Origin of the sequence: Metasolibacillus sp. FSL K6-0083 (assembly GCF_038630865.1) — a bacterium.
GTDB lineage: Bacteria > Bacillota > Bacilli > Bacillales_A > Planococcaceae > Metasolibacillus > Metasolibacillus fluoroglycofenilyticus.
Genome location: NZ_CP152046.1, coordinates 2,775,344 through 2,795,490, shown reverse-complemented (window position 1 = coordinate 2,795,490; position 20,147 = coordinate 2,775,344). Strand labels below are relative to the sequence as shown.

Below are 20,147 nucleotides of genomic sequence, written 5' to 3'. Positions count from 1 at the left end.
ATTTATAATATGTATAATTACGGTAAACTTGGAGGTGTTTATTTTGGAGGAACAGTACAATATTGAAGAGATTAATGATAGAAAACAAAGGCTCGTAGATTTATTACAAGAACGAATCTATGAATATGCAAGTGTAACTGATAAAGAAGATTTTATTATAGGTATTCACGTTGAAGAATTTTCATCGCAAGCCTTAGAATTTGAAAGCATTTACGCTTTGAAAGTGGTATTAGAAGGACTTATAGAAGATTACGAAATGGACACAGAGAGCGTAATATATAAACTCAATAAACTATTAGGCAATATAAATGGTTATGAAAGTTATCAAGAAATGAACAATGAAAATTCGGGATATATTTATTTGATGGTGAATCCTTCAATGAATGGCATTGTAAAAATAGGTTTAACTAAAAGAACTCCCGAAGAGCGTTTAGATGAATTATCTAAAGCAACAGGTGTACCTACTCCGTTTATTTTAGTTTATAAAGAGAGGTTTAATGATTGTGTTCGTGCAGAAAAAATAATTCATTCTTTATTAGAGGAACGGGGAGAGAGAGTATCTTCTAATAGAGAGTTTTTTAGTACAGAAACTAGCGAGGCAATTAAAATAATTCAAGAAGTGAAAGAAAACTACGATACAGATAGTTGGGACTTAGCAGAACAAAGTTATGATTGGTACGATGATAAACCGATTTCAAAAGAGTATCTTGAAAAAGGTATAGATTACCTTAATGGATATGGAAACTATCTACAAGATTATGATAAGGCAATTGAATACCTTGAAAAAGCAGGAGAATTAGGTGAAGCACAAGCATATTATGAATTAGGGAATCTTTATGTTGATACTATGAAAGAAGAGGAATTTACCTTAGATGTTAAGAAAGCCATAAAATATTTTGAAAAAGGTAGGAAACTCACAGGGAAATATGCTAATTACTGTAATGCAGGTCAAGCCTTATGCTATGTAAATGACTATTTTACTTATGCCAAAATTAAAAATTATACTAAAAATGACGCTAATGCAGAGAAATGTTGGAAATGGTTTTTTGAAAACTTAGATTTTAATGAAAGCGATTATCTAGCAGGAAGTCATATTTTCGATTTTTTAAATCATTTTATGTTGAATAATGAAGTATATGACGGCTATAAAAAAGCATTAGATAAAATTTCAATACAATATATAACGAAATGTAGATATGATTTATACAAAAGAACGTTAGATTTTTCTAGTTGGGATAAGATTAGAAAACATTTATTGAGTAAATTTAGTAAAAATCAGTTGGAAAGAAATGTTGATATAGAATGGTTAAGAGAAGAAAGTTCCTATGATGAAGATGGTATTAATTTTAATATAAAAATTAATAAAGGTTTTTTAAATAAAGAGGACATAATTAGTTTTAATGGAAATGGTGGGGCATATCGAAAGATAAAAGAAATAATCAAGAATGGGGATTCAGTGGATTCATTACAATTAGGTGATGTAGGAACATTAGTTGTTGATAGTGTTCTTGAAGATTTCGATGGTTATATGGTTAAAAGTTCAAGTCTAGAAGTAATAGGAAATGAAGTTTTAGAGGAAAAAGAAGTAATAAGCAAAGTGGATACAGTAAAAGTAAATGAAAGTAAAAATACTAATATTGAAAATACTACGGGCAAGGGAATATTGGGGAAAGTGAAAAGTTGGTTCGGTTGATTTAAAAGTGAATCAAATATAATGTGATGTTAATATTTTACGATACGATAGCGTTTGACCATTTCAAAATATTTTGAAGTGGTCTTTTTTTGTTCGATATTATACGTTAAAAAATTGGAAAGTTACTTTGCGACTAACTTTGTAGCAGAAGCAATTAATGTGTAAGCCCGAATTCAAAAAAACAAGCGCACCTGATCGCACGCACGACAAATAGCCAGCTTTCTGACGATTTTTTAAGAAACTGGCTTTTATGCTGTTTTGATCTTGGCACATGTTGCTTGAATTTTGGCCGACCAAGGCATGTACTCTTGTAATAATACAGGTTGCTGATGAATAGGTAAGTTCGGCAGTTCCGTTAAAAGTTTTACCAAGTATTGATAGAAATCAATTCCGTTTGCTTTTGTTGTTTCCGCTAAACTCAAACAAATCGCATTCGCTTTTGCACCCGCTTCACTGATAGAGAAGAGCCAATTTTTTCGGCCGATGACCGTTGGACGAATCGCATTTTCTGCTGGGTTATTATCAATTTCAATTTGCCCATTATAAAGAAATGCTTTCAGCTCTTTTCTTCTATTCAACGTATACTCGGTTGCCGTAGCTAATGCATTTTTACCAAAGAACTGTGACTTTTCAAGCCAGCCAAAAAACTTTCGAATAACCTTTCTTGCGTAACGCCATCTCATTTTTTGTCGTTGCTTTGGTGATAATCCTTTGAATTTTTGTTCTAATACATAAAGTTTGTTGCAGTAAGCCAAGCCAATACGCCCGTTCTTACTTTCAACTTTCCCCCAATATCGTCGAACGTGCGCCCAACAGTTAGTTAGCGAACGTAATATTGGATAACTTATCATAGGCAGCGTAACCATCACAAATAACAGTGCCTTTAAAGTCAGTCAAATATTTCTCCAATACCGTTTGACTTCTCGTTAATGCGTGCTCAAATAGAATAACCACTGGCCCCTCTGTGGGGACTGATCGGAATACCCAGTTATACGCATTTGATTGTGGACGTTTTCCATCGGAACGATTTAATACTTTGGCAACCGTTTCATCAATATGAAGCAGTGTTTTGGCCGAAAGGACATTTTTCATCTCTTCATAAATGGGCAATAGCCAATCTTCAGCTGCACGAATTACCCAATTCGAAAGATTTTTATCATTCGTGATTAATCCTGCACGTGTCCACTCTTTCACTTGACGATAAAGCGGTAGATAAAGCGAGAATTTATCATAAATTACTTTTGCCAACACCGTTGGCCCCGCAATGCTACGAGGAATCGCCGCCGTCGGCGCTTTTCCGCGTTGAATAAATGAACTTTGCTCATTATCTTTTTTACATTGCTTGCACTCATAGGCATGCTCAATATGCTGCACGCGCACCAACTTAGCTGGAATAAATGTTGCTTCTTCCCGGGCAATTGTGGAGCCAATTTCATGCAGCTGATTTTGGCAACAGTCACATTGGAGATTGGTTGGATGATGGTGAATTTCTTCTACTTCCACACCTTCTATGAATGAATCGTTGCGCTTTTTCTTTTTATTTAAACGGGTAACCGTATAGGTCACAGTTTCCGGCTTTGTTCTTCTGTTTGCTCAGAATCATTAAAAGATGGTTCATCTTCAAATAGCGAACATTGCCCGTCTGGTGCATGGTATTTTGACTTCTCTGAGCGCGAACCATAAATCATTTTCGTTAATTGGCGAACTTGTTCAGACAAGTATTTATTTTGAGCGAGGGACACATCTAATTTTTTTGAAAGCTCTTCGTTTTGTTGCTTCATAAAAGCGAGTTGTTCTTCTAATAACTGAATTAATTTTTCTGTTGTTTCTACACTCATCCTGTTCACCACATTTCCGTTCAAATTATCTGTGTTTAATTATACCATTCGGAAAGTTAGGATTAAAAGACACCTTTTGCAGATTTTAAAATTGCTTTTGGTTGTTGAAGAGATAAGCCTTCCAATAACCAACGTAATTCCTGTTGAGAGAGATTACGCACTTCTTTTTCATTTTTCGGCCATTGTAATCGGCCACTGTCTAGCCTTTTGTAAAGCAACGCAAAGCCGTCCCCATCAAAATAAAGACACTTATAGCGGTCTTTACTTGTACCTGAAAATAAAAAAATCGAGTCACTAAAAGGATCAAGTTCAAACGAATCTTGAACGAGGGTCGCTAGACCATCAATCCCTTTACGCATGTCCGTTTTTCCGCAGACAATATAAATATTTTGCACACGCGTAAAATCGTGCTTCATTTTTGAATCAGCTCCTTCATTACAGCTTGAATGATGTGCTCATCTACACCATTGAAGAAGGAGATTTCGGCCGCAGCAGTTTTGATCACACAGCTTGGTCCGGCTGTCTGTTGGAAAGAATGAGTCGGAGAATTTTCGGTTGAAAGGGAATCTAGTTTAACTGGCACAATGGTTAATTTATTCGTTGGCATAAAGAAAAGCACCTCCTTTGATTGATACGTTTATCGTACCGGAGGTGCCTGGTTGTTTATATGCGTTATTTGATTGGGGGCTTACAGACTAATTCCAAAATCGTAAGAAAGCATCATAAAAAAATCCCCCTTCACAATATGCAAAAAATTTAACACATTATCACGGGAGAGTATAGTAATCAATCTGTATGAATTTGAAAAAATCCGATAGTTTTGAGAGGGAATAAAGTGACTGTTTACATCAATGTAGGAAGTGTACCTGTTAGGATGGAGTAAAGTTTGATTAAAAGTTATCTTTAAACCTCTATATAGCCACTGACATATGGTTTATGATTGAAGTAAAGTTTACTCAAAACATCTCTATAATCCTATAAAATCAATGTTTTTTCTATTCAAGCTAATCCAAAATGGTATAGCTTTATTCCAAAACCACACATATCAATTGTATCCAACATCAGTACAACTATCGTATTGCTTATTTACTCTAGTGTAAATTTTAAGCCAGTATATATTTTTATTTCCTGTCTCAAAATTATAAGTGCCTCATTCTCATCAAACATTTTCATTAAATTCAAACCTTTTTCGATTTCTTTTTTTCCTTTCCCAGTTAAATTAATTAAACATATTCCCTTTCGAATATATATAACTGCTAATTGGAAGTATAATCGCTGTTCTTTACATATATTCTCCGCAATATCTAAATATTTTAGGGTACTGTCAATATTATTGTGTAAATGACTTTTCAACTTCTCAAGGTAGATGATCACCTTCGTATTCAAATAGATTTGTTCGAAGTTTGGATTTGGGTGTCTAGGAAAGGGCTAGCCCTTTCCTAGACACCCAAATTTCGCGCTGGCACGTCCCGGTTAGTTTGTCGGTTCATGCAGCTGTTCAAACATTTCTTCTAGCTTGGCACGGGCCTGATTAAAGCCGATGTGGCAGCGTGTGGCGAAACGTTGATTGTAGTCCTCGAACTGCGTCACTAAAAAGCGTTCCAGTGATTCTTCATTCGGGAACTGTTCCTTGCGCTTTGTATATTTTTTGATTTGCTTATTGAACGACTCAATTAAATTGGTCGAGTAGATGCTTCGCCAAATTGCTTTTGGAAACTGATAAAACGTGAGTAAATACGGATTATCAAGTAAGCTCTGTGTAACTTTTTTATACGATTTGCTCCATTTCTCGCAGAACTGCCCAAGTGCTAGCGCAGCTGCTTCGGCGTCCTTGGCCTGGTGAATCGTTTTAAAATCTTCGCAGACTTCCTTGCGATCCTCTACGCGTACTTTATGCATGATATTGCGACCGACATGAACTAAACAGACTTGATATTTTGCCTTTGGAAACACATTGAAAACAGCGTCAGCCATGCCTTTTAAGCCGTCTGATACGAATAATAAGACGTCTTCTACACCACGGTCTTTCAGCTCTTCTAGTAGCTCTTGCCAGTTGTAAGCAGACTCGGTTGGGGCAATCGTGTAAGCGAGTACCTCTTTAGAGCCGTCTTCGCGAATACCAACAGCGATATAGACGGCTTCTTTAGACACCGTATCACGACGTACGGCAATATACGTCGCATCTAAATACACGCATACGTAACGATTATGCAACGAACGGTTGTTAAATGCATCGACTGTTTCTGAAACCGCTTTTGTCATATTCGAAATCGTTTGAGGCGTATAGTGATGGCCATACATTTTTTCGATTAACTGGGCAATTTCAGCCATCGTAATGCCTTTTTTAAACAGGTGAATCACCGTATCTTCAAGCGTATCATTCGAACGCTTATACGGAGCCACGGTCTGTTGTTTGAACTCACCATTGCGATCACGTGGAATTTGAATGGCTAAATCGCCGTACTCTGTGTGAAGCGTACGCGAATAAGACCCATTGCGTGAGTTGCCTGAATTAAAGCCCATACGGTCATATTTTTCATAATCTAGAAATTCCGTTAACTCTGTCACAAGTAGCGAGTTGATCGCCATTTCCAAGTGCGAACGAAAAACCTCGGTAATATCTTGTTTTTTTACTAGTGCATCGATAATTTCTGTTGTAAACTGATTCATAGGGAAGACCTCTTTTCTAGGATTGGTTGTGGTGACTTAATTCTACCAAGAAAAGGTCTTCCTTTTTACATGGAATTTTTCATTTACACAAAATATTTTATACTCTCTATTTTAGAGCATCATTATATCTGTTATGTTCTATAGATAATAAAGATAAATTAATATGAGTGTTAAGAAAAATAGGTATTGTATTATTGAGATTCTTATATTTCTCATATCCTCTAAATAAGAAATTCTTTAAATTCAATGCTTCTTCAAAAGAGAAAATATAAAGAATAGCATTTAAAAAGTATAGATCATACAAGTACAAATCATTACTTTTACATAGTCGTTCCCATATAGGCTTTGCAATTTGCCGAGCTTCATTAAAGTCATTATATTTATAAATTATTAATAATGCTTTAGATAAAGTATATGCTTCCTTAATGATTGGGCTATTATAACTTGATAAATATGAGCGACATTCCATTTGTAAATTATTCAATTCTCTAATTCCATTAAAAGGAATATTGAAAAATTTATATAAAATTGCATCTTTTTTTGATAAGTTGTATTTATTATGGATATACATAAACTCATGATATGGTATATCCATCGAATCTAATATACTTATAAATGTTGAAGCACGAATATCTATAATTCCTTTTTCAAATTTAGCATAGTTGCTTTGTGATATTTGACAATAATCAGATATATATGATTGTGTCAACCCTTTGGAAATTCTAATTTGTTTTACAGATAAACCAATTAAGTTCATAGAATCCCTCACTTTATTCATTTTTAACTATTTTAACATATAATACTAATATGAGATAAAATTATTAAAAGGAGGTATGCATATGGTAGATTTAATTATTGAAGTTGTTAATGCTCTTGGTCTATGGCTCACTGGTTAATCACCAATTCTTATATTTAAGAAACATCATTAATTATTTCATTGAAAGTAAAAGGAGGAATTTCTATGAAACTAAAAAGCTTACTATTATTCTTTTCCATTTTCTTATTTTCTAATACTTTAATGGCAAGCGCTAACGAAAGTCAAACTATTGATTTACTAGCAGATGAGGACATTGCAATTTTGATTAATAGTGTTGGTCTTACTGAAAGTGAAATTAACGAATTTCCTGTAGAGGTTTTACAACAATTAATCAATAATAATGCAAAAAAAATTTATTTTAATCAAGAACATTTAGTTTTAGATGAAAATAATAAATTAAATAATATTTCACCATTCGTTGAAAAAGATACAGATATTACAGTAGGAGCAGCTGCATTTGAAGTGAATAGTGATAGAGTTGGTCAAAAGAAAATTTATGTATATGGTAATTTTAATTGGCTTAAAAGTCCTCCAAGTAGATGGACTGATGCACTTTCGATTGGTTGGCCAGATTCTGCCGAATTATCGTTTCCAATAAATAATAGAGGGGACATTGCACAATATGAAGCCAAATATTTTTACAGAGACGGTCCATATAGCGCATTCGGATGGCAAACTGGTAAATCAGTTACACAACCAGATGATTATGCATCCTTAGCAGGAGTAGGTTTTAGATTTAATTTAAAGAGTGGGTTTGGTTTTACAGAACACAAGGGATATGTGGGACAATACCTTTATACTAAGAAACCATCAGGTTTATTTAATATTCTTGTGAGGTATGGTCATTACTCAATCTCATTCTCACCATCTTTTACAGTTTACCCATCAATGGGTCTGGCTGTTACTCCTGTGATTAGAAATACAACTTTAAACTCCTATGCTATATTAAATTGGTGATTAAAATTAATTATAAGGATAAAGGTGTAATATGGGAATATTAGTTTGGTTAATCATATCTATAATATTTATATTGAGTTATTACTTCAAAATTAAATATATTGAATCAATGCTATCAGAAAGTAAATCTAATAGCAACAATTACAAAATTTTAACAATCACTCTATTCTCAGTAGGGATATTAATTATTTCTTTTTTACTAGTAGAGCTTTTATTCTCAAATCAATTTAATTTTTAACTTAGATTATTTTCCACACTCGACAGCAAGATTGAACAGCACCTCCATTGTTAGACACAATCTAATATTTGAGGTGCTGTTTTTCTACGCGAAAATAACCGTATCTAACTTTTAGGAGGCACTTAACTATAATCTAAGTAGTATTTCATCATAACTGTAGCAGTGGAATAAACTTTGATAAAAATGAAGTTACAACCCTTTATTTAGCAACCAACACAAAAACTCCATTTTGAAAAAAGATTGAATTGAAATGGAGTAATACTTTTAAATATCTATGAATTTTGTATAAAAAAGATTGATCATCTCAATGTGCCTTATTTCGCAAATGCTAACTGGTAGTGCAACAGCTTTAACATTTACAAACCATTAAATAGTTCCCATCAGGGTCTTTGAAATTAAACCAATGGTTATGCTCAATTTCTGTTCCGTTCATAGGTACTATATACAAATGGCCAAATAAGATTTCACCATCTGCTGATAAACCTAATATATCACAATACCATTTACGAGCTTCTTCAATGTTGCTTACAGGAATAAACACAGTACCAACTTGATTTAAAATAGGGTTCATAGATTACCTTCAAATTTAGCTATATAGGCTTAATTCGTCATTATTCCCTTCTTATTGAACCATACTGACCCCGTTAGTGAAATATCGTATTTGTAGCTAATCCCAGTACAACTTTTTTACAAACAGTATAACTTTGTTTCAAACCGACATTCAATAATAATAACATAAATTGTTCTCACATATTAATAAAAGACATAATATTCAGTCAAAATAGTAGTTTCGTTCCAAATTTAATAGAAATTTATGTTGTCTATTTGTTTTAATTCCTTTTAAACGAGTAGACCTTACTAACGATGAAACACCTTGAATGTTTATAGCCCCCACCCATTCCAGAGCCACAGCCTTCCTTAATCCGCTTTTCAACTTTAGCTGTTCTTGCTCTTTTAGACATAAAAACACCCCTCGTATATTAGTATTAAGAGCTCTTTCCGATAGAATTTCCAGTTGATCCGGACAACTGGAGGATCTGTTGGATTTCCTATAGGAAGTGGTCGCCGATTGGCTCCCTCACTAAGAGATTTATAAAACTCAACGAAAAATCTAGATGAAAGTTGCAATCTAAGCACTCAGTTATTATGATCCAAATGCCCATAACCATACAAATTTTGAAATGCCCTCACTCTGTGGTATAGACTTGATTTTATAAAGGATAGGACTGAAATGAAAAAATATTGTTTTTATTCGTTTTTCTATTATTAGCAGGCTGTTCGAAGAACCTGTGACATACGAAGGCCAACCGCTGAAAATTGCCGTTTTAGGTGAAACTATCGAGGAGCATAATATGAATATTCAGTTTGTAGACATAATATTTGAAGCACTTGAGGAAGGCGCTTTAAACTCAGTTTTAAATTTTAATGCACTTTTCATTACACCATCTGCATTTGAACAAGCTTCTCAAGATGAATATATAGAAATCTGTAGGAATTCAACTATTCCATCGTATTTTATGAAATTGCTTCTAAAATCTTTAGTTCAAGTGCAATGCTATCTTGTTTTGTGAAATCCTTCAAATTCTCGGAATTTCCCGCATATACCTCATGAATTCGATTCACACAGCGTTCAATTGTGGTAGTTTTATTTAAAATGACATCATTCATCGCCGAAAACACTTCCTCTTTCTTTAATCGCTTCAATTATCGGAGCACGCTGCTCGCTTAATGTAGCGTGCATACTTATAGGCACGCATTTTTTGACGTGTAAATTCATTTTTATCGTGAATATAAATCGGTATGCCTTGCTAAAAAATTTGCATCGTAAACACAGTATCAATGTCTCTTATATTGATTAAATCAACTTCACGATTTGCAAGCATAAAACGTTCATACGTTGAAAACGGTTATTTACTAAAATAAGCAAGATCAATATCACTTTCATCATGCGCAGTCCCTTTTGCAAAGGAACCAAATAAAAGTATAAAATTTGGATTCACATATTCCTTAATCATATCACTCAATTGTTGGTACAAGAAATCGCACATATTGTTCGCCGACACAGGGGTACTTCTTTTGCCATAGATGAATGGACAACGAAGAAAAAAGATTGTGCTAGAAAATATATTCGACAAGAAACAAGGTCCCTGTGCTAATATTATGAATATACACTCTTCCATTCACAATCACGCATATATACTATTTTTGGAGGAACTCATATTATGGACTATAACCTTGCACTTTCAGCAATTTTAGTTATTTTCACCTTTTGTTTCATGATGCTGCTATACTTTTCTTGGCAAAATAGAGAAACGCCTATTTCGATTAGTTATGGCCTAGGTGTGGTAGCTGCTACTTTATACACATTTGGATATGCATTTCAACTCGTAAGTACATCCATAGAACAAATGCTTTTTTGGATACAGATTCAATATTTAGGTATTTCTTTTGGACCGTTTATTTGGGTGATTATGATATTACAATTCACAGGTAATCAGCGAATTTTGACAAAAAAAAACATCGCTTTATTAGCAATCGGTCCACTCTATACATTAAGTGCCCATTTTTCAAATGAATGGCATCATTTATTTTACGAAAGCATGGGTTTAGATTATTCTCAAGGATTCCCGCTTCTTTTTTTAGACAGAGGTCCGCTTTTTTATTTACATATTTGCTACGTCTATAGTTACTATTTGCTTGGTATATGCTTATTAATCCATATGTATATTAAATCAAATAGAGAAAGGAAAAAACATGTTGCCCTAATGATGATCGGTTCTTTGCTTGTATTTGGTTTTCCCTTCATACATTCAATGGGGATTATAAAAATACCAATTGATATATCACCTTTCGGACTTGTTTTCTCTAGTTTATTTTACTTATGGGGAATTTCTCAATTTAATATGCTTAAACTATCTCCCTTAGCTATGAAAAAGGTTTTTAAATCCATCAATGATGCTGTAATTATTTTTGATATAGACGACACTTTAAAAAGCTATAATAAATCCGCCAATCTATTGTTCGAACCATTACCCAACAAAAAGTTAATTGGTAACTTTGCATCACAAGTACTAGCTCATTATCCTTCTCTAATGGAGCTTATTGAGAATAAACAGGAAATAGATAGTTTAACAATACAGTCAATGCAGCTAGGAGAAAACTATTATCGTGTTCATTTTTCTTTTATAGATGGAAGGAATAATAAGCCGGTTGGCAAGATGTTAATACTACATGATATTACAGAATCGATACAGTATGAAAAAAGTTTACTTCAGCAATCCAAACAATATGAATATTTAGCTCATCACGACATACTAACAGGTACATATAATCGTACCTATTTCGAGAAGGAAGTAAAACGAAAATTGGCACAGTCCAGAGAAAAAGACGGTGCATTAATGATATGTGATTTAAACTTTTTTAAAGCCATCAATGATGTATACGGTCATCTAATAGGGGATAATGTATTAATTTTTACGGCCAATTGCTGGCATGAGAATTTACCAAAGCCACATATACTAGCACGTTTAGGTGGCGATGAATTTGTCATGTTTTTTGAGCAAATTGAATCGAAGGAAAAATTTCTAAAGCAAATAAACGAGGCACGTAATACATTCAAAGTTGACTTGTATAAGCAGGACAACATCGAAATTGAAGTTGCCCCAAGTATTGGCATTGCATTTACTGATGAGGATGGCACAGATTATGAGCATCTCTACCACACATGCGATGTTCGTATGTATGAGGATAAAAAAAATATAAAAGAGCAGTACTTAATACAAACGAATGAAGAATGAGAGAAGCGTATTCGTCCCCGTTTAGCCGCTCTAAATCTCAGCTAAACGAGGACCATACTATTTCCTCCACTATCTAAAATACCTAGTTAACCTCGCCCCACCGTTAATTGTAGCTTTTCATTTATTTTAACTACCCGCCCGTTATTTAATGTAATATCTACTGGAAAAGTTGTTGATTTTTTATTTGAGAAAAACCACGTGCGGCCTTCGTTTACGAATAATAAATAAGTGGCATCTTTCCGTTCTCCCATAAATGATAAATCATCTGCAAACACTTCTTGATAATCTCGCTCAAAAACGGCAATTCCCTCCAATAAATGAAGTGCATCTAATTTATTAGGTACAACAATGCTCATTTCAGACATCTTTTGTAGAGAGGCAGCAGTAAATGGTTGTTCACTTGCTTTTGCGTCTGTAAAACGGCAAATAAATTCAACAATATTTCCTGCAGGGTCCTCAAAATAGATAGATTTCGCATCAATTCCTTCAAAATATACCTCATCATTGCCCTGTTCTCGCGCTAACGTAATTTTTTCTTTTGTCCATGCCTTCGCCTCTTCAAATTGATTGGCTGGCATATCGAATGCAAAATGATAAAATGGCTGGACTGCCAAAGGAGCTTTGACAAATGTAACAGTTGTTTGCCCTGCCTTGAATGTAAAACGATCATGTGTTATTGAAATGAAAGGGAATCTTAGTGTATTCTCATAAAATTGCTTCGTTGCCTCAAAATTAGAAGCATACATTGTGACATGTTCTATATTCATACAATTCACCATCTTTCTATAAGCCAACATTATCATTTCTTCAACATTTATTCTTCGTAAGGAAGTCTGAATTTTAAGTTATGTATATTAATTAGGAAATCAAGTGTTAAAAATACACTTAAACAAATAAATGATTTTGCGCAGTGAAATTGATATATTATATAAAATAACCCTAAATTCAGGAGGGGTGCTTGAGCTAAAAAAGGAGGAACTATGGGATACGTTGAAAATTTAAGAAAAATTGTGGGAAATCAGCCTCTTAATTTAGTTGGGGTTGCTGTAGCTGTGATTAACGAAAATGGAGATTTGTTATTGCAAAGAAGAAATGATGATCAATGGGGCGTTCCTGGTGGATTTATTGAATTGGGCGAATCTACGGAAGATGCCGGAAGAAGAGAAGTCCTAGAAGAAACTGGACTTGAAATCGGTAAGCTTAATTTAGTAGGGGTCTTTTCAGGAAAGCAGCATTTTGTTAAATTACCAAATGGTGATGAATTTTACCCTATTACAATCGCATATATTTCTAAAGAAATTAAAGGTGGGGTTCTTAAAGCTGATGGTCAAGAAACTACCGAAGCCATGTTTTTTAAACCAAGTGCGTTACCAGAAGATCTTAATCCATTAATAAAAAATCTTGTCAAACAATACTTTTATAATAACAGAATTACCGGCAGTAGCATCCGATATTAAAGATATAAAAAAGTCGTAAACGCTATCGTCTGAATGTTTACGACTTTTCTAATAAGATGTTGTTTGTGACAAAACTCTATTTGCCGAGACCATTAACGCCTCAAAATTCTACATATGCGCTTCACTAAAAGAGGAACGACTATAATTTCTTGTAGAAACCCATCCATTCTGAAGGAGATGCTGAAAATAAAGAAAATTGGCGTATTTTTCTCCATTTGCCTCTTATTCATTACTTATTTACTTGCTAGTAACTATAAATTTGAGAGAACCTTTTTAGATATAGGGTACACTAACATCGAGGAGGCTGTCGCTGAAGCTGAAATATATTTTCAACAAACCATTATTCTTCCCAATGAAGTCCCTCTATTAGAATTCACACATACTTTTGCTAGATTTATTCCTTCAGGCGAAAATCCGAACACCTATCTTGAAATTAAATATATAAGTCAAGACTTGCCAGAAAATCATTATAAAATTGTAATTAGACCAATAAAGCATAAGATTCCTACAAACAATACCCATATCACTCAACTGCTAAAATTAAATAATGGCAGGGATGCGATTTTCAGTACCAATATCCCAGGATTCAACATCCTCATTTTCGAGAACAATGAATGGCAGTACATTCTATCGCTCAATCAAAGAGTTTCACATCAAGCCGATGAATTGCTTTTAAAAATTGCAAATTCAATAGAATAGAGCCTTAATTTAACTATATATCCTTGAGCATAAATTCTAATTGCTTATGATTTTCTGATAGCCAAAGCATTTCCTTCACAAAACGTTTTGGAGGACTATTTTGCTGATCCATACTCGAATTTATCCACCAAGTGCTTTCCATAAACCACAACATTTTCAAAGAGCCAATTATGCATTCTTTTTCAAGAGAACACTGCTCACTATACCCTTCTAAAAAGGCCTGAACAAGAGAAACATCAAAGTTATTTTCATCTAAGGCTCCAGATATAATAGCTCTTGCGATATCAAGCTGTGGATAGTCATATTTCATTCTATCGAAATCTAAAACAGCACTTATTTTTTCCTCTTCTCAAATATTCAAATAAATATTTGAAACGACTTTCTCATTTACTTCATTATTCATGTATTTGAATAATAAAGTTGTTTAATTTCTACCTTAGAAATGCAATAACCACCTATCGATAAATTTGATAGGTGGTTTTAAAGTTGTTTTAAAATCTATTTTATACTAATGATTTGAATTTCAAAGAAATATTAAAGTTGTTTAAGAAAGAACACTATAGCTTTTTATTTAAAACTAAGCTATCCCACTTCAACATTAATAAATCGAATATTTTATCATCTTCACTATCTGCCTTTAAATTTATTAATTGGTGTATGTCATCATCTGTCAGAAAGATTATGTATCCTTGATCTTTGTTTAAAGCTGCTTGACACCTTTCTAATAAACTTTGCTTATCTTTAATAGTCCTACAAATTAAAATACCTAATTTCCCTGTATGTTTCCCTAATCTACCTATCAATTGATCTATCTCAGGATTTTTTGGATCTGAACTGTAATTTTTACACTCAATGATAATTTTTGGACAATATACTCTGTACGTTTCTTTTATATAAGAAAAGAACCCTTTTTCACCAACATTATCATACACTATATCAATACGTTTTTTTCCCTTATCTATCTCAACCTCTTTTGAACCTCGCATAAGTTGACAATCAAAAACCTGATTTAATACTCTAAAAATTAAATCATGATAAGTATTAGCCATATCACTTCCAACTTGAATTATCTTTAATTCTTCAGATAGTTTTAGTATTTCTTTATTATTTTCTAAATAGCTTGTTCTTTTTATACTAGTACCTAGTATTTCTAATATCTCATGAAAGATGCCTAATTCAACTCGTTGATTATTATCTTTATAAAACTCTAACAACTCCATAATATGGAGGGCTTTAGGTTGAATATTTAATTTCTCCAAAAACGATACTAAAAAGTACAAACAACTATTTTTTTCTTCAGCAGGATTTATTAATAAATCTTTTACTAACTCTATAACAACAACCCAAATTTGTTCTTTTAATTCTAATGAGAAATCAGATAAGCCTTCTACATCTTTTGGAAATAATAAATATTCTATTGGATAATCTCTCAAAAAATCTTGTTTTATTGTTGTTAGATTTAAAATAAGATTTTCTATTGATCCTATTCCTTCTTCAAGTGCTGAAGTATATACTAATTCTTCATCTATTTCCTCTGAAAAAATATCTAGTTCATCTCCCATATCAATAGTACTATATTCCATACCGTTTTCATCTATCGTACAATAAATAGCTCTATAGTAGATTAAGCCCTTATCATTCCAAAAAATTCTCTGTCCCTTTGCTCTGTATATATAATTAAAAGCTCCTCCTGCTGCATGAATCCCATCATTTAATATAAAGGCTTTTTCTGGAAATAAAGTAACATAATTATTTTTCCTTTCTTCTCTCATCGATTTATATAGTTCAGTATTATTTTCTTTTAAACGTTGATTTTTAATTATTTCATCAGAAAAATATACTCTTTCGGCCTCTTCTCTAAAAAAACCTAATTTTAATAATACTTCATGAATCTCTTGTAATTCTTTTATTCTTAAATGTTTCCTACCATTAAAACTTTCTTCCAGAAGATTAGAGATGACACCGTCTGTTAATGTATCCTTTTTTAGCAATTTTGACATAGCTCCTCCACGATATTTCAATTTTTATAATCTCATTATTCTTAAATACATTCAGAGGTCTAATGCATTTAATTGATAGTTCACCTCATACGGCATCCCCTTTAAAGTTCTCCTTCCAGTTTCAGAAAATAAAAATAAATTTTTCTTAGCTCTAGAACAAATAACGTATAATAATTTATTAGATTCTTCTATTTCATTACTACCTGGTTGATTAATAATTTGATTCCAATGTGGTAAATATCCTCTTAACAATCCAAATGATATAACTGTATGAAATTCTTCTCCTTTGACACCTTGACAAGTATTAATTACGATTCCTTCTTTTGTATTAAACATCTTTTTCATATAGTTAATATCTTTAGGGACATCGAGAAAATCCGAACTTTCATAACGACGTCTTAATCCCATAAAAAAATTATCCCATTGTTCCTTTAATAAGTCACTTGAACTATAATCAAATTCTAGCTTTTCAAATACATACTTAAAACTCTCTTCTAGATATTCTATTGCATCTTCATTTATTGAATTTATTGAATTTATTTTCTTCAATAACCTCCTACAGTTATCAGTATCAACATCAATAGTAATGCCACTTACCATAACTAATTCTTCTAAAATATCTCTTGCCCATTTCATCCTTACCAAATACTTATTTGGCTCTTTAGTTATTAAAATAATTCTAGCTAACTTAAACCAAAAATTGTCTGGATTCCGTGGTAAAAGAGTCAACCCCGGAGCATCAAATTCTATATCCGGTAAATTTGCTTTCAACTTTCTAGCTATAGAGGATAGAAAATTCCATTGCGGGGCTAAAATACAAATATCATTCGGAGATATACCATTTGAGATTTCTTTATTTATGATTTCTGTAATGGTATCTACCAAATTATCTTTATGCGTAGTTTTATTAAACATGATAATCCCGTCTTCACTACAATAACTCGCTAAGGATTCTATTAGTAAATCTGTACTTTGAAAATTACTGTATAGATTTATTAACCTTTGTGTTGATCTATAATTATTACTTAGTCCTAATTGCTTAATATTGTATCCTCCAATATCTTGGCTTATTTCCGCAGGGGATTTCACAATACCACCTAAGGATTTAAATATTGCTTGGTCTGGATCCCCAACTAAGAAAATTTTACATTGTCCTTCTGAAGCTTTAATTACCTTACCAACAATTGCATATTGAAGATCTTGAGTATCCTGAAATTCATCAATAAAAAAGTATTTAAAAATCTTCGAAAGATTACGTGGAATTTCAGGATACTTTTCAATTAAGAAGTATGCATAGTATAGAATTAAATCAAAATCTATTAATCTATTCTCTAATAAAAATTTATGATACGCCTTAGCTGCATCATTATATTTTTCTTCACTATTCACGTAATTCCCATTTCTATCTCTTCTAGTGATAAAATCATTGAATCGAGGTATATCGAACTCCGATTTAAAATTCTCCTTTAAATCTTTAGCTTTAAACTCATCTAAGATTGAATAAGTTTTCTGTAGTTCTGGCAAATAAACACCATATGGTTTAATAATCCATTGTAAACAAAAAGAATGAATAGTACCTGTCCATAATTGAGATATATCTATGCCCATAGAATTAATTCTTTTGTCAATTTCATCAGCGGCTCTATTGGTAAATGTAAGTGCTGCAATTCTATTGTTCCTTTTGTCTAACTTCTCCAACTCTTTTGCAATTTTCAATGTCAGTACTCGAGTTTTCCCACTCCCTGGACAAGCTAGTACTATTGAATTTTCCTCTTCATCTATCGCATCTTGTTGTAAAGAATTTAAATTAATATGCATGTTCAGTTATTTCAACTCCTAATAGATTTACAAATATAAGTAAATCATCGTCCTCTCTATTTCCCTTATCTTGATTTAAAATGGTCATTAAATCATTCAAGCTCATTTCATCAAAATCATACTGAGACTCTTCATATATTTTACTTATTCTGTATTGTGCCATTGCTCTTAAATGGTCATTTGTAATATGTTCCGAAGTAAATGCTATTGCTTTTAAAATATACTTTGGTATATAAGTGGCATAACTCAAGGATTCAGAAACTAATAAAGCAAACCATCCTTTTCCTTCTTTATTGGCTAATCTAAGGGCTTCTTTACCAATCAACACTCTATCATCTGATTCTAGCTTGTATTTCGATGTATCAATATCAGCTTGTCGTCTATAGATTAATGGTAGCGTCTCTACTATTTCATGTGTATTTGAATTTAATGCAAAATCAATCTCAAAAGTATGAGGTGCATAGAAAACATTTACCCACGGATTAAGTCTATATTTCCCATTCAAAACCTCGGCTCTTTCCTGACCTGCTTTTTGTGAATCTCTCATTTTCTTTTGTTCTTTAGTATCATCAGATGGGTCTTCCGGCAATATTTCTATTGCTTTATCAAAATCTGTAATAATTGCGCATTTTCTTTGAATTCTTGATTCATCAAATAAATTAGCAACATGTTCAAATACAGTGCTACTCATATTTACTACACTTATACCTATTTCATCAAGGTTAAGTCCAAAGACAGCCTTAAACATAGCTGGAATTAATATAAGCTCCGCATCACCTTCGACCAAAATCACTCCTTTGGCAAATAATAAAGTTGACCTTGTTGCATCTAAATATCTTTCAATTCTTTTACAAGTATCTGTATCCAAATCGTTACTAGGTTGGCAAACATTTGTATATCCTCTTTCTTTTATCAATATATTCATTGAGTCAATTTTACTTGCAGAAGAAATATGAGTTGAATGTGTAGTTATGATTACCTGTGTATTTTCAAAATGATATTTTTCAAACAATGTTTTTTGCACATGCGTATGAATATGAGCTTCTGGTTCTTCAATCAATAAGAAATGTGCTGCTTTTTCTTCTTGATCTTGATAAAATTCATATTCCAATAACTTTAAAGTGATATAAATTAAATTTGCACCACCTAAACTTAAGTCATCTAATTTCCCCTGATTACTGCTAGAGTCGTCCCCTACCCATAAAGTTAACGATTGAAGCAATGTTTCAACTTCCTCGGGTAATTCAGATTTAATGCTTACATTAGGAGAATATGTATATCCTAAAGTTCTGTTTAAAGATTTTTTAATCTTCTTTGTTAACATACTTATTTCATCTAATTCACTTATGTCGCCATTTAAATTCTGCACTTGTTTTTTTATCTTTTCTGCCTCTATAATTTCAATATCTTTAGTCGTTCCTCGTAGGAGTTGTAATAGAGGACTACTTTTCTTCTGCTTTAACTCCGATATAACATTTCTAAGTGCCTTTACAAAAGTACATGAAACTTCTTTTTTGATTAATGTAATATGAGGGGAAATGTTACCGAGAGCAAGATTATTATCCTCTTCAGGGTTAGGAAAAATGCCCTGTTCAAAATCTCCCACTAACTCTTTATACTGTTGCTCATCGTTAAAATCTGCGTTTACTCTACATGTAAATACACTTTCGTAATCTTTTAACGTTATATTCTTCAAAAAAATTTCAAGATCGCGCTTTACTCTTAAAGTATCCTCACCACTTTCTTGAAGTTCCTTAATTCTTTTTGTGAATTCAAATAATTTATTTCTCACTAATTTATTGGGACGATAATATAATGCATATGTGCCAAAAGATTCTTCCTCATTCCTTATATCTTGTGAATGATGTGCTACAAAGCTCACTGCTTCACTAGTATCTAAATCTTTAAAAGTAAGTTTTAAAACTATCCAATGTCCTCTCCAATCATTTAAATTCTGATTAAAATCCGTTTCTAAAAACCTTGTAGCATTCATTGGTAAACTTTCATCTAAAAGCAATCGAATTGCATATAGTGCATTAGATTTCCCAGAACTATTCTCGCCAATCAATGTGTTTACTCCTTGTTTAAACTTAAAAATAGAGTTTTTGAAATTCCTGAAATTTGTTAATTCCAACTGGGTAATATACATTCAAAATCATTCCT

General features: G+C 32.6%; 21 protein-coding genes. 6 read left to right on the top strand and 15 right to left on the bottom strand.

Going from position 1 to position 20,147, the window contains the following annotated elements; translation table 11 throughout:
- Positions 1-43: 43 nt before the first annotated feature.
- A complete protein-coding gene (locus MHB51_RS13125) occupies positions 44-1,693 on the top strand; it encodes a GIY-YIG nuclease family protein (protein WP_342558326.1) in 1,650 nt (549 codons plus the stop codon).
- Between the two features lie 248 nt (positions 1,694-1,941).
- Here MHB51_RS13125 and MHB51_RS13120 read toward each other — a convergent pair whose 3' ends face one another.
- The 8 genes from MHB51_RS13120 to MHB51_RS13085 form a co-directional block, all read right to left on the bottom strand.
- Complete coding sequence (locus MHB51_RS13120; protein ID WP_342558325.1) at positions 1,942-2,544, bottom strand: transposase; 603 nt, start codon at positions 2,542-2,544, stop codon at positions 1,942-1,944.
- The gene (locus tag MHB51_RS13115; RefSeq protein ID WP_342558324.1) at positions 2,510-3,196 is read right to left on the bottom strand and encodes a transposase; all 687 of its coding nucleotides are present in this window, start codon (positions 3,194-3,196) and stop codon (positions 2,510-2,512) included. Before MHB51_RS13115 ends, MHB51_RS13120 begins: the two co-directional genes overlap by 35 nt.
- Before the next feature lie 59 nt (positions 3,197-3,255).
- Positions 3,256-3,531: a transposase gene (locus MHB51_RS13110; protein WP_342558323.1), complete on the bottom strand. Its 276-nt coding sequence runs from the start codon at positions 3,529-3,531 to the stop codon at positions 3,256-3,258.
- A gap of 62 nt (positions 3,532-3,593) precedes the next feature.
- Entirely contained in the window at positions 3,594-3,947 is a 354-nt protein-coding gene (tnpB, locus tag MHB51_RS13105; protein ID WP_342558322.1) for an IS66 family insertion sequence element accessory protein TnpB, read from the bottom strand.
- Positions 3,944-4,138, bottom strand: a complete 195-nt coding sequence (locus tag MHB51_RS13100) for a hypothetical protein (protein WP_342558321.1) — start codon at positions 4,136-4,138, stop codon at positions 3,944-3,946. The genes tnpB and MHB51_RS13100 overlap by 4 nt, the downstream gene beginning before the upstream one ends.
- Positions 4,139-4,617: 479 nt before the next feature.
- On the bottom strand, positions 4,618-4,884 hold the full coding sequence (locus MHB51_RS13095; RefSeq protein ID WP_342558320.1) for a hypothetical protein: 267 nt from the start codon (positions 4,882-4,884) through the stop codon (positions 4,618-4,620).
- 120 nt (positions 4,885-5,004) lie between these two features.
- The gene (locus MHB51_RS13090; protein WP_342558243.1) at positions 5,005-6,201 is read right to left on the bottom strand and encodes an IS256 family transposase; all 1,197 of its coding nucleotides are present in this window, start codon (positions 6,199-6,201) and stop codon (positions 5,005-5,007) included.
- 106 nt (positions 6,202-6,307) lie between these two features.
- Positions 6,308-6,958 carry a helix-turn-helix transcriptional regulator gene (locus MHB51_RS13085; protein ID WP_342558319.1) on the bottom strand — a complete coding sequence of 217 codons (651 nt, stop codon included), beginning with the start codon at positions 6,956-6,958 and terminating at the stop codon, positions 6,308-6,310.
- A 204-nt stretch (positions 6,959-7,162) separates the two neighbouring features.
- On the opposite strand from MHB51_RS13085, the gene MHB51_RS13080 reads away from it, so the two are divergent.
- The gene (locus MHB51_RS13080; RefSeq protein WP_342558318.1) at positions 7,163-7,975 is read left to right on the top strand and encodes a hypothetical protein; all 813 of its coding nucleotides are present in this window, start codon (positions 7,163-7,165) and stop codon (positions 7,973-7,975) included.
- Between the two features lie 587 nt (positions 7,976-8,562).
- On the opposite strand, the gene MHB51_RS13075 is transcribed toward MHB51_RS13080, so the two are convergent.
- Positions 8,563-8,784 (bottom strand): hypothetical protein, encoded by a 222-nt coding sequence (locus tag MHB51_RS13075; protein WP_342558317.1) that lies wholly within the window; start codon positions 8,782-8,784, stop codon positions 8,563-8,565.
- 718 nt (positions 8,785-9,502) lie between these two features.
- On the opposite strand from MHB51_RS13075, the gene MHB51_RS13070 reads away from it, so the two are divergent.
- On the top strand, positions 9,503-9,784 hold the full coding sequence (locus MHB51_RS13070) for a hypothetical protein (protein WP_342559501.1): 282 nt from the start codon (positions 9,503-9,505) through the stop codon (positions 9,782-9,784).
- 336 nt (positions 9,785-10,120) lie between these two features.
- On the opposite strand, the gene MHB51_RS13065 is transcribed toward MHB51_RS13070, so the two are convergent.
- Positions 10,121-10,228, bottom strand: a complete 108-nt coding sequence (locus MHB51_RS13065) for a nucleotidyltransferase domain-containing protein (protein WP_342558316.1) — start codon at positions 10,226-10,228, stop codon at positions 10,121-10,123.
- Positions 10,229-10,435: 207 nt separating this feature from the next.
- Here MHB51_RS13065 and MHB51_RS13060 point away from each other — a divergent pair, with 207 nt between their 5' ends.
- Positions 10,436-12,010, top strand: coding sequence for a histidine kinase N-terminal 7TM domain-containing protein (locus MHB51_RS13060; RefSeq protein WP_342558315.1), 1,575 nt, complete (start codon positions 10,436-10,438; stop codon positions 12,008-12,010).
- A gap of 86 nt (positions 12,011-12,096) precedes the next feature.
- Here the strand turns inward: MHB51_RS13060 and MHB51_RS13055 are convergent, their stop codons facing one another.
- Positions 12,097-12,777, bottom strand: coding sequence for a VOC family protein (locus MHB51_RS13055; RefSeq protein ID WP_342558314.1), 681 nt, complete (start codon positions 12,775-12,777; stop codon positions 12,097-12,099).
- 213 nt (positions 12,778-12,990) lie between these two features.
- Between MHB51_RS13055 and MHB51_RS13050 the strand changes: the two genes are divergently transcribed.
- Entirely contained in the window at positions 12,991-13,467 is a 477-nt protein-coding gene (locus tag MHB51_RS13050; RefSeq protein ID WP_342558313.1) for an NUDIX hydrolase, read from the top strand.
- 177 nt (positions 13,468-13,644) lie between these two features.
- The gene (locus MHB51_RS13045; RefSeq protein WP_342558312.1) at positions 13,645-14,166 is read left to right on the top strand and encodes a hypothetical protein; all 522 of its coding nucleotides are present in this window, start codon (positions 13,645-13,647) and stop codon (positions 14,164-14,166) included.
- A 13-nt stretch (positions 14,167-14,179) separates the two neighbouring features.
- Here MHB51_RS13045 and MHB51_RS13040 read toward each other — a convergent pair whose 3' ends face one another.
- The 4 genes from MHB51_RS13040 to MHB51_RS13025 form a co-directional block, all read right to left on the bottom strand.
- Entirely contained in the window at positions 14,180-14,476 is a 297-nt protein-coding gene (locus MHB51_RS13040; RefSeq protein WP_342558311.1) for a hypothetical protein, read from the bottom strand.
- Between the two features lie 247 nt (positions 14,477-14,723).
- Positions 14,724-16,166 (bottom strand): hypothetical protein, encoded by a 1,443-nt coding sequence (locus MHB51_RS13035; RefSeq protein WP_342558310.1) that lies wholly within the window; start codon positions 16,164-16,166, stop codon positions 14,724-14,726.
- A gap of 51 nt (positions 16,167-16,217) precedes the next feature.
- Positions 16,218-17,984, bottom strand: coding sequence for an ATP-dependent helicase (locus tag MHB51_RS13030; protein WP_342558309.1), 1,767 nt, complete (start codon positions 17,982-17,984; stop codon positions 16,218-16,220).
- Positions 17,974-20,133 carry an AAA family ATPase gene (locus tag MHB51_RS13025; protein ID WP_342558308.1) on the bottom strand — a complete coding sequence of 720 codons (2,160 nt, stop codon included), beginning with the start codon at positions 20,131-20,133 and terminating at the stop codon, positions 17,974-17,976. Before MHB51_RS13025 ends, MHB51_RS13030 begins: the two co-directional genes overlap by 11 nt.
- Positions 20,134-20,147 lie beyond the last annotated feature (14 nt).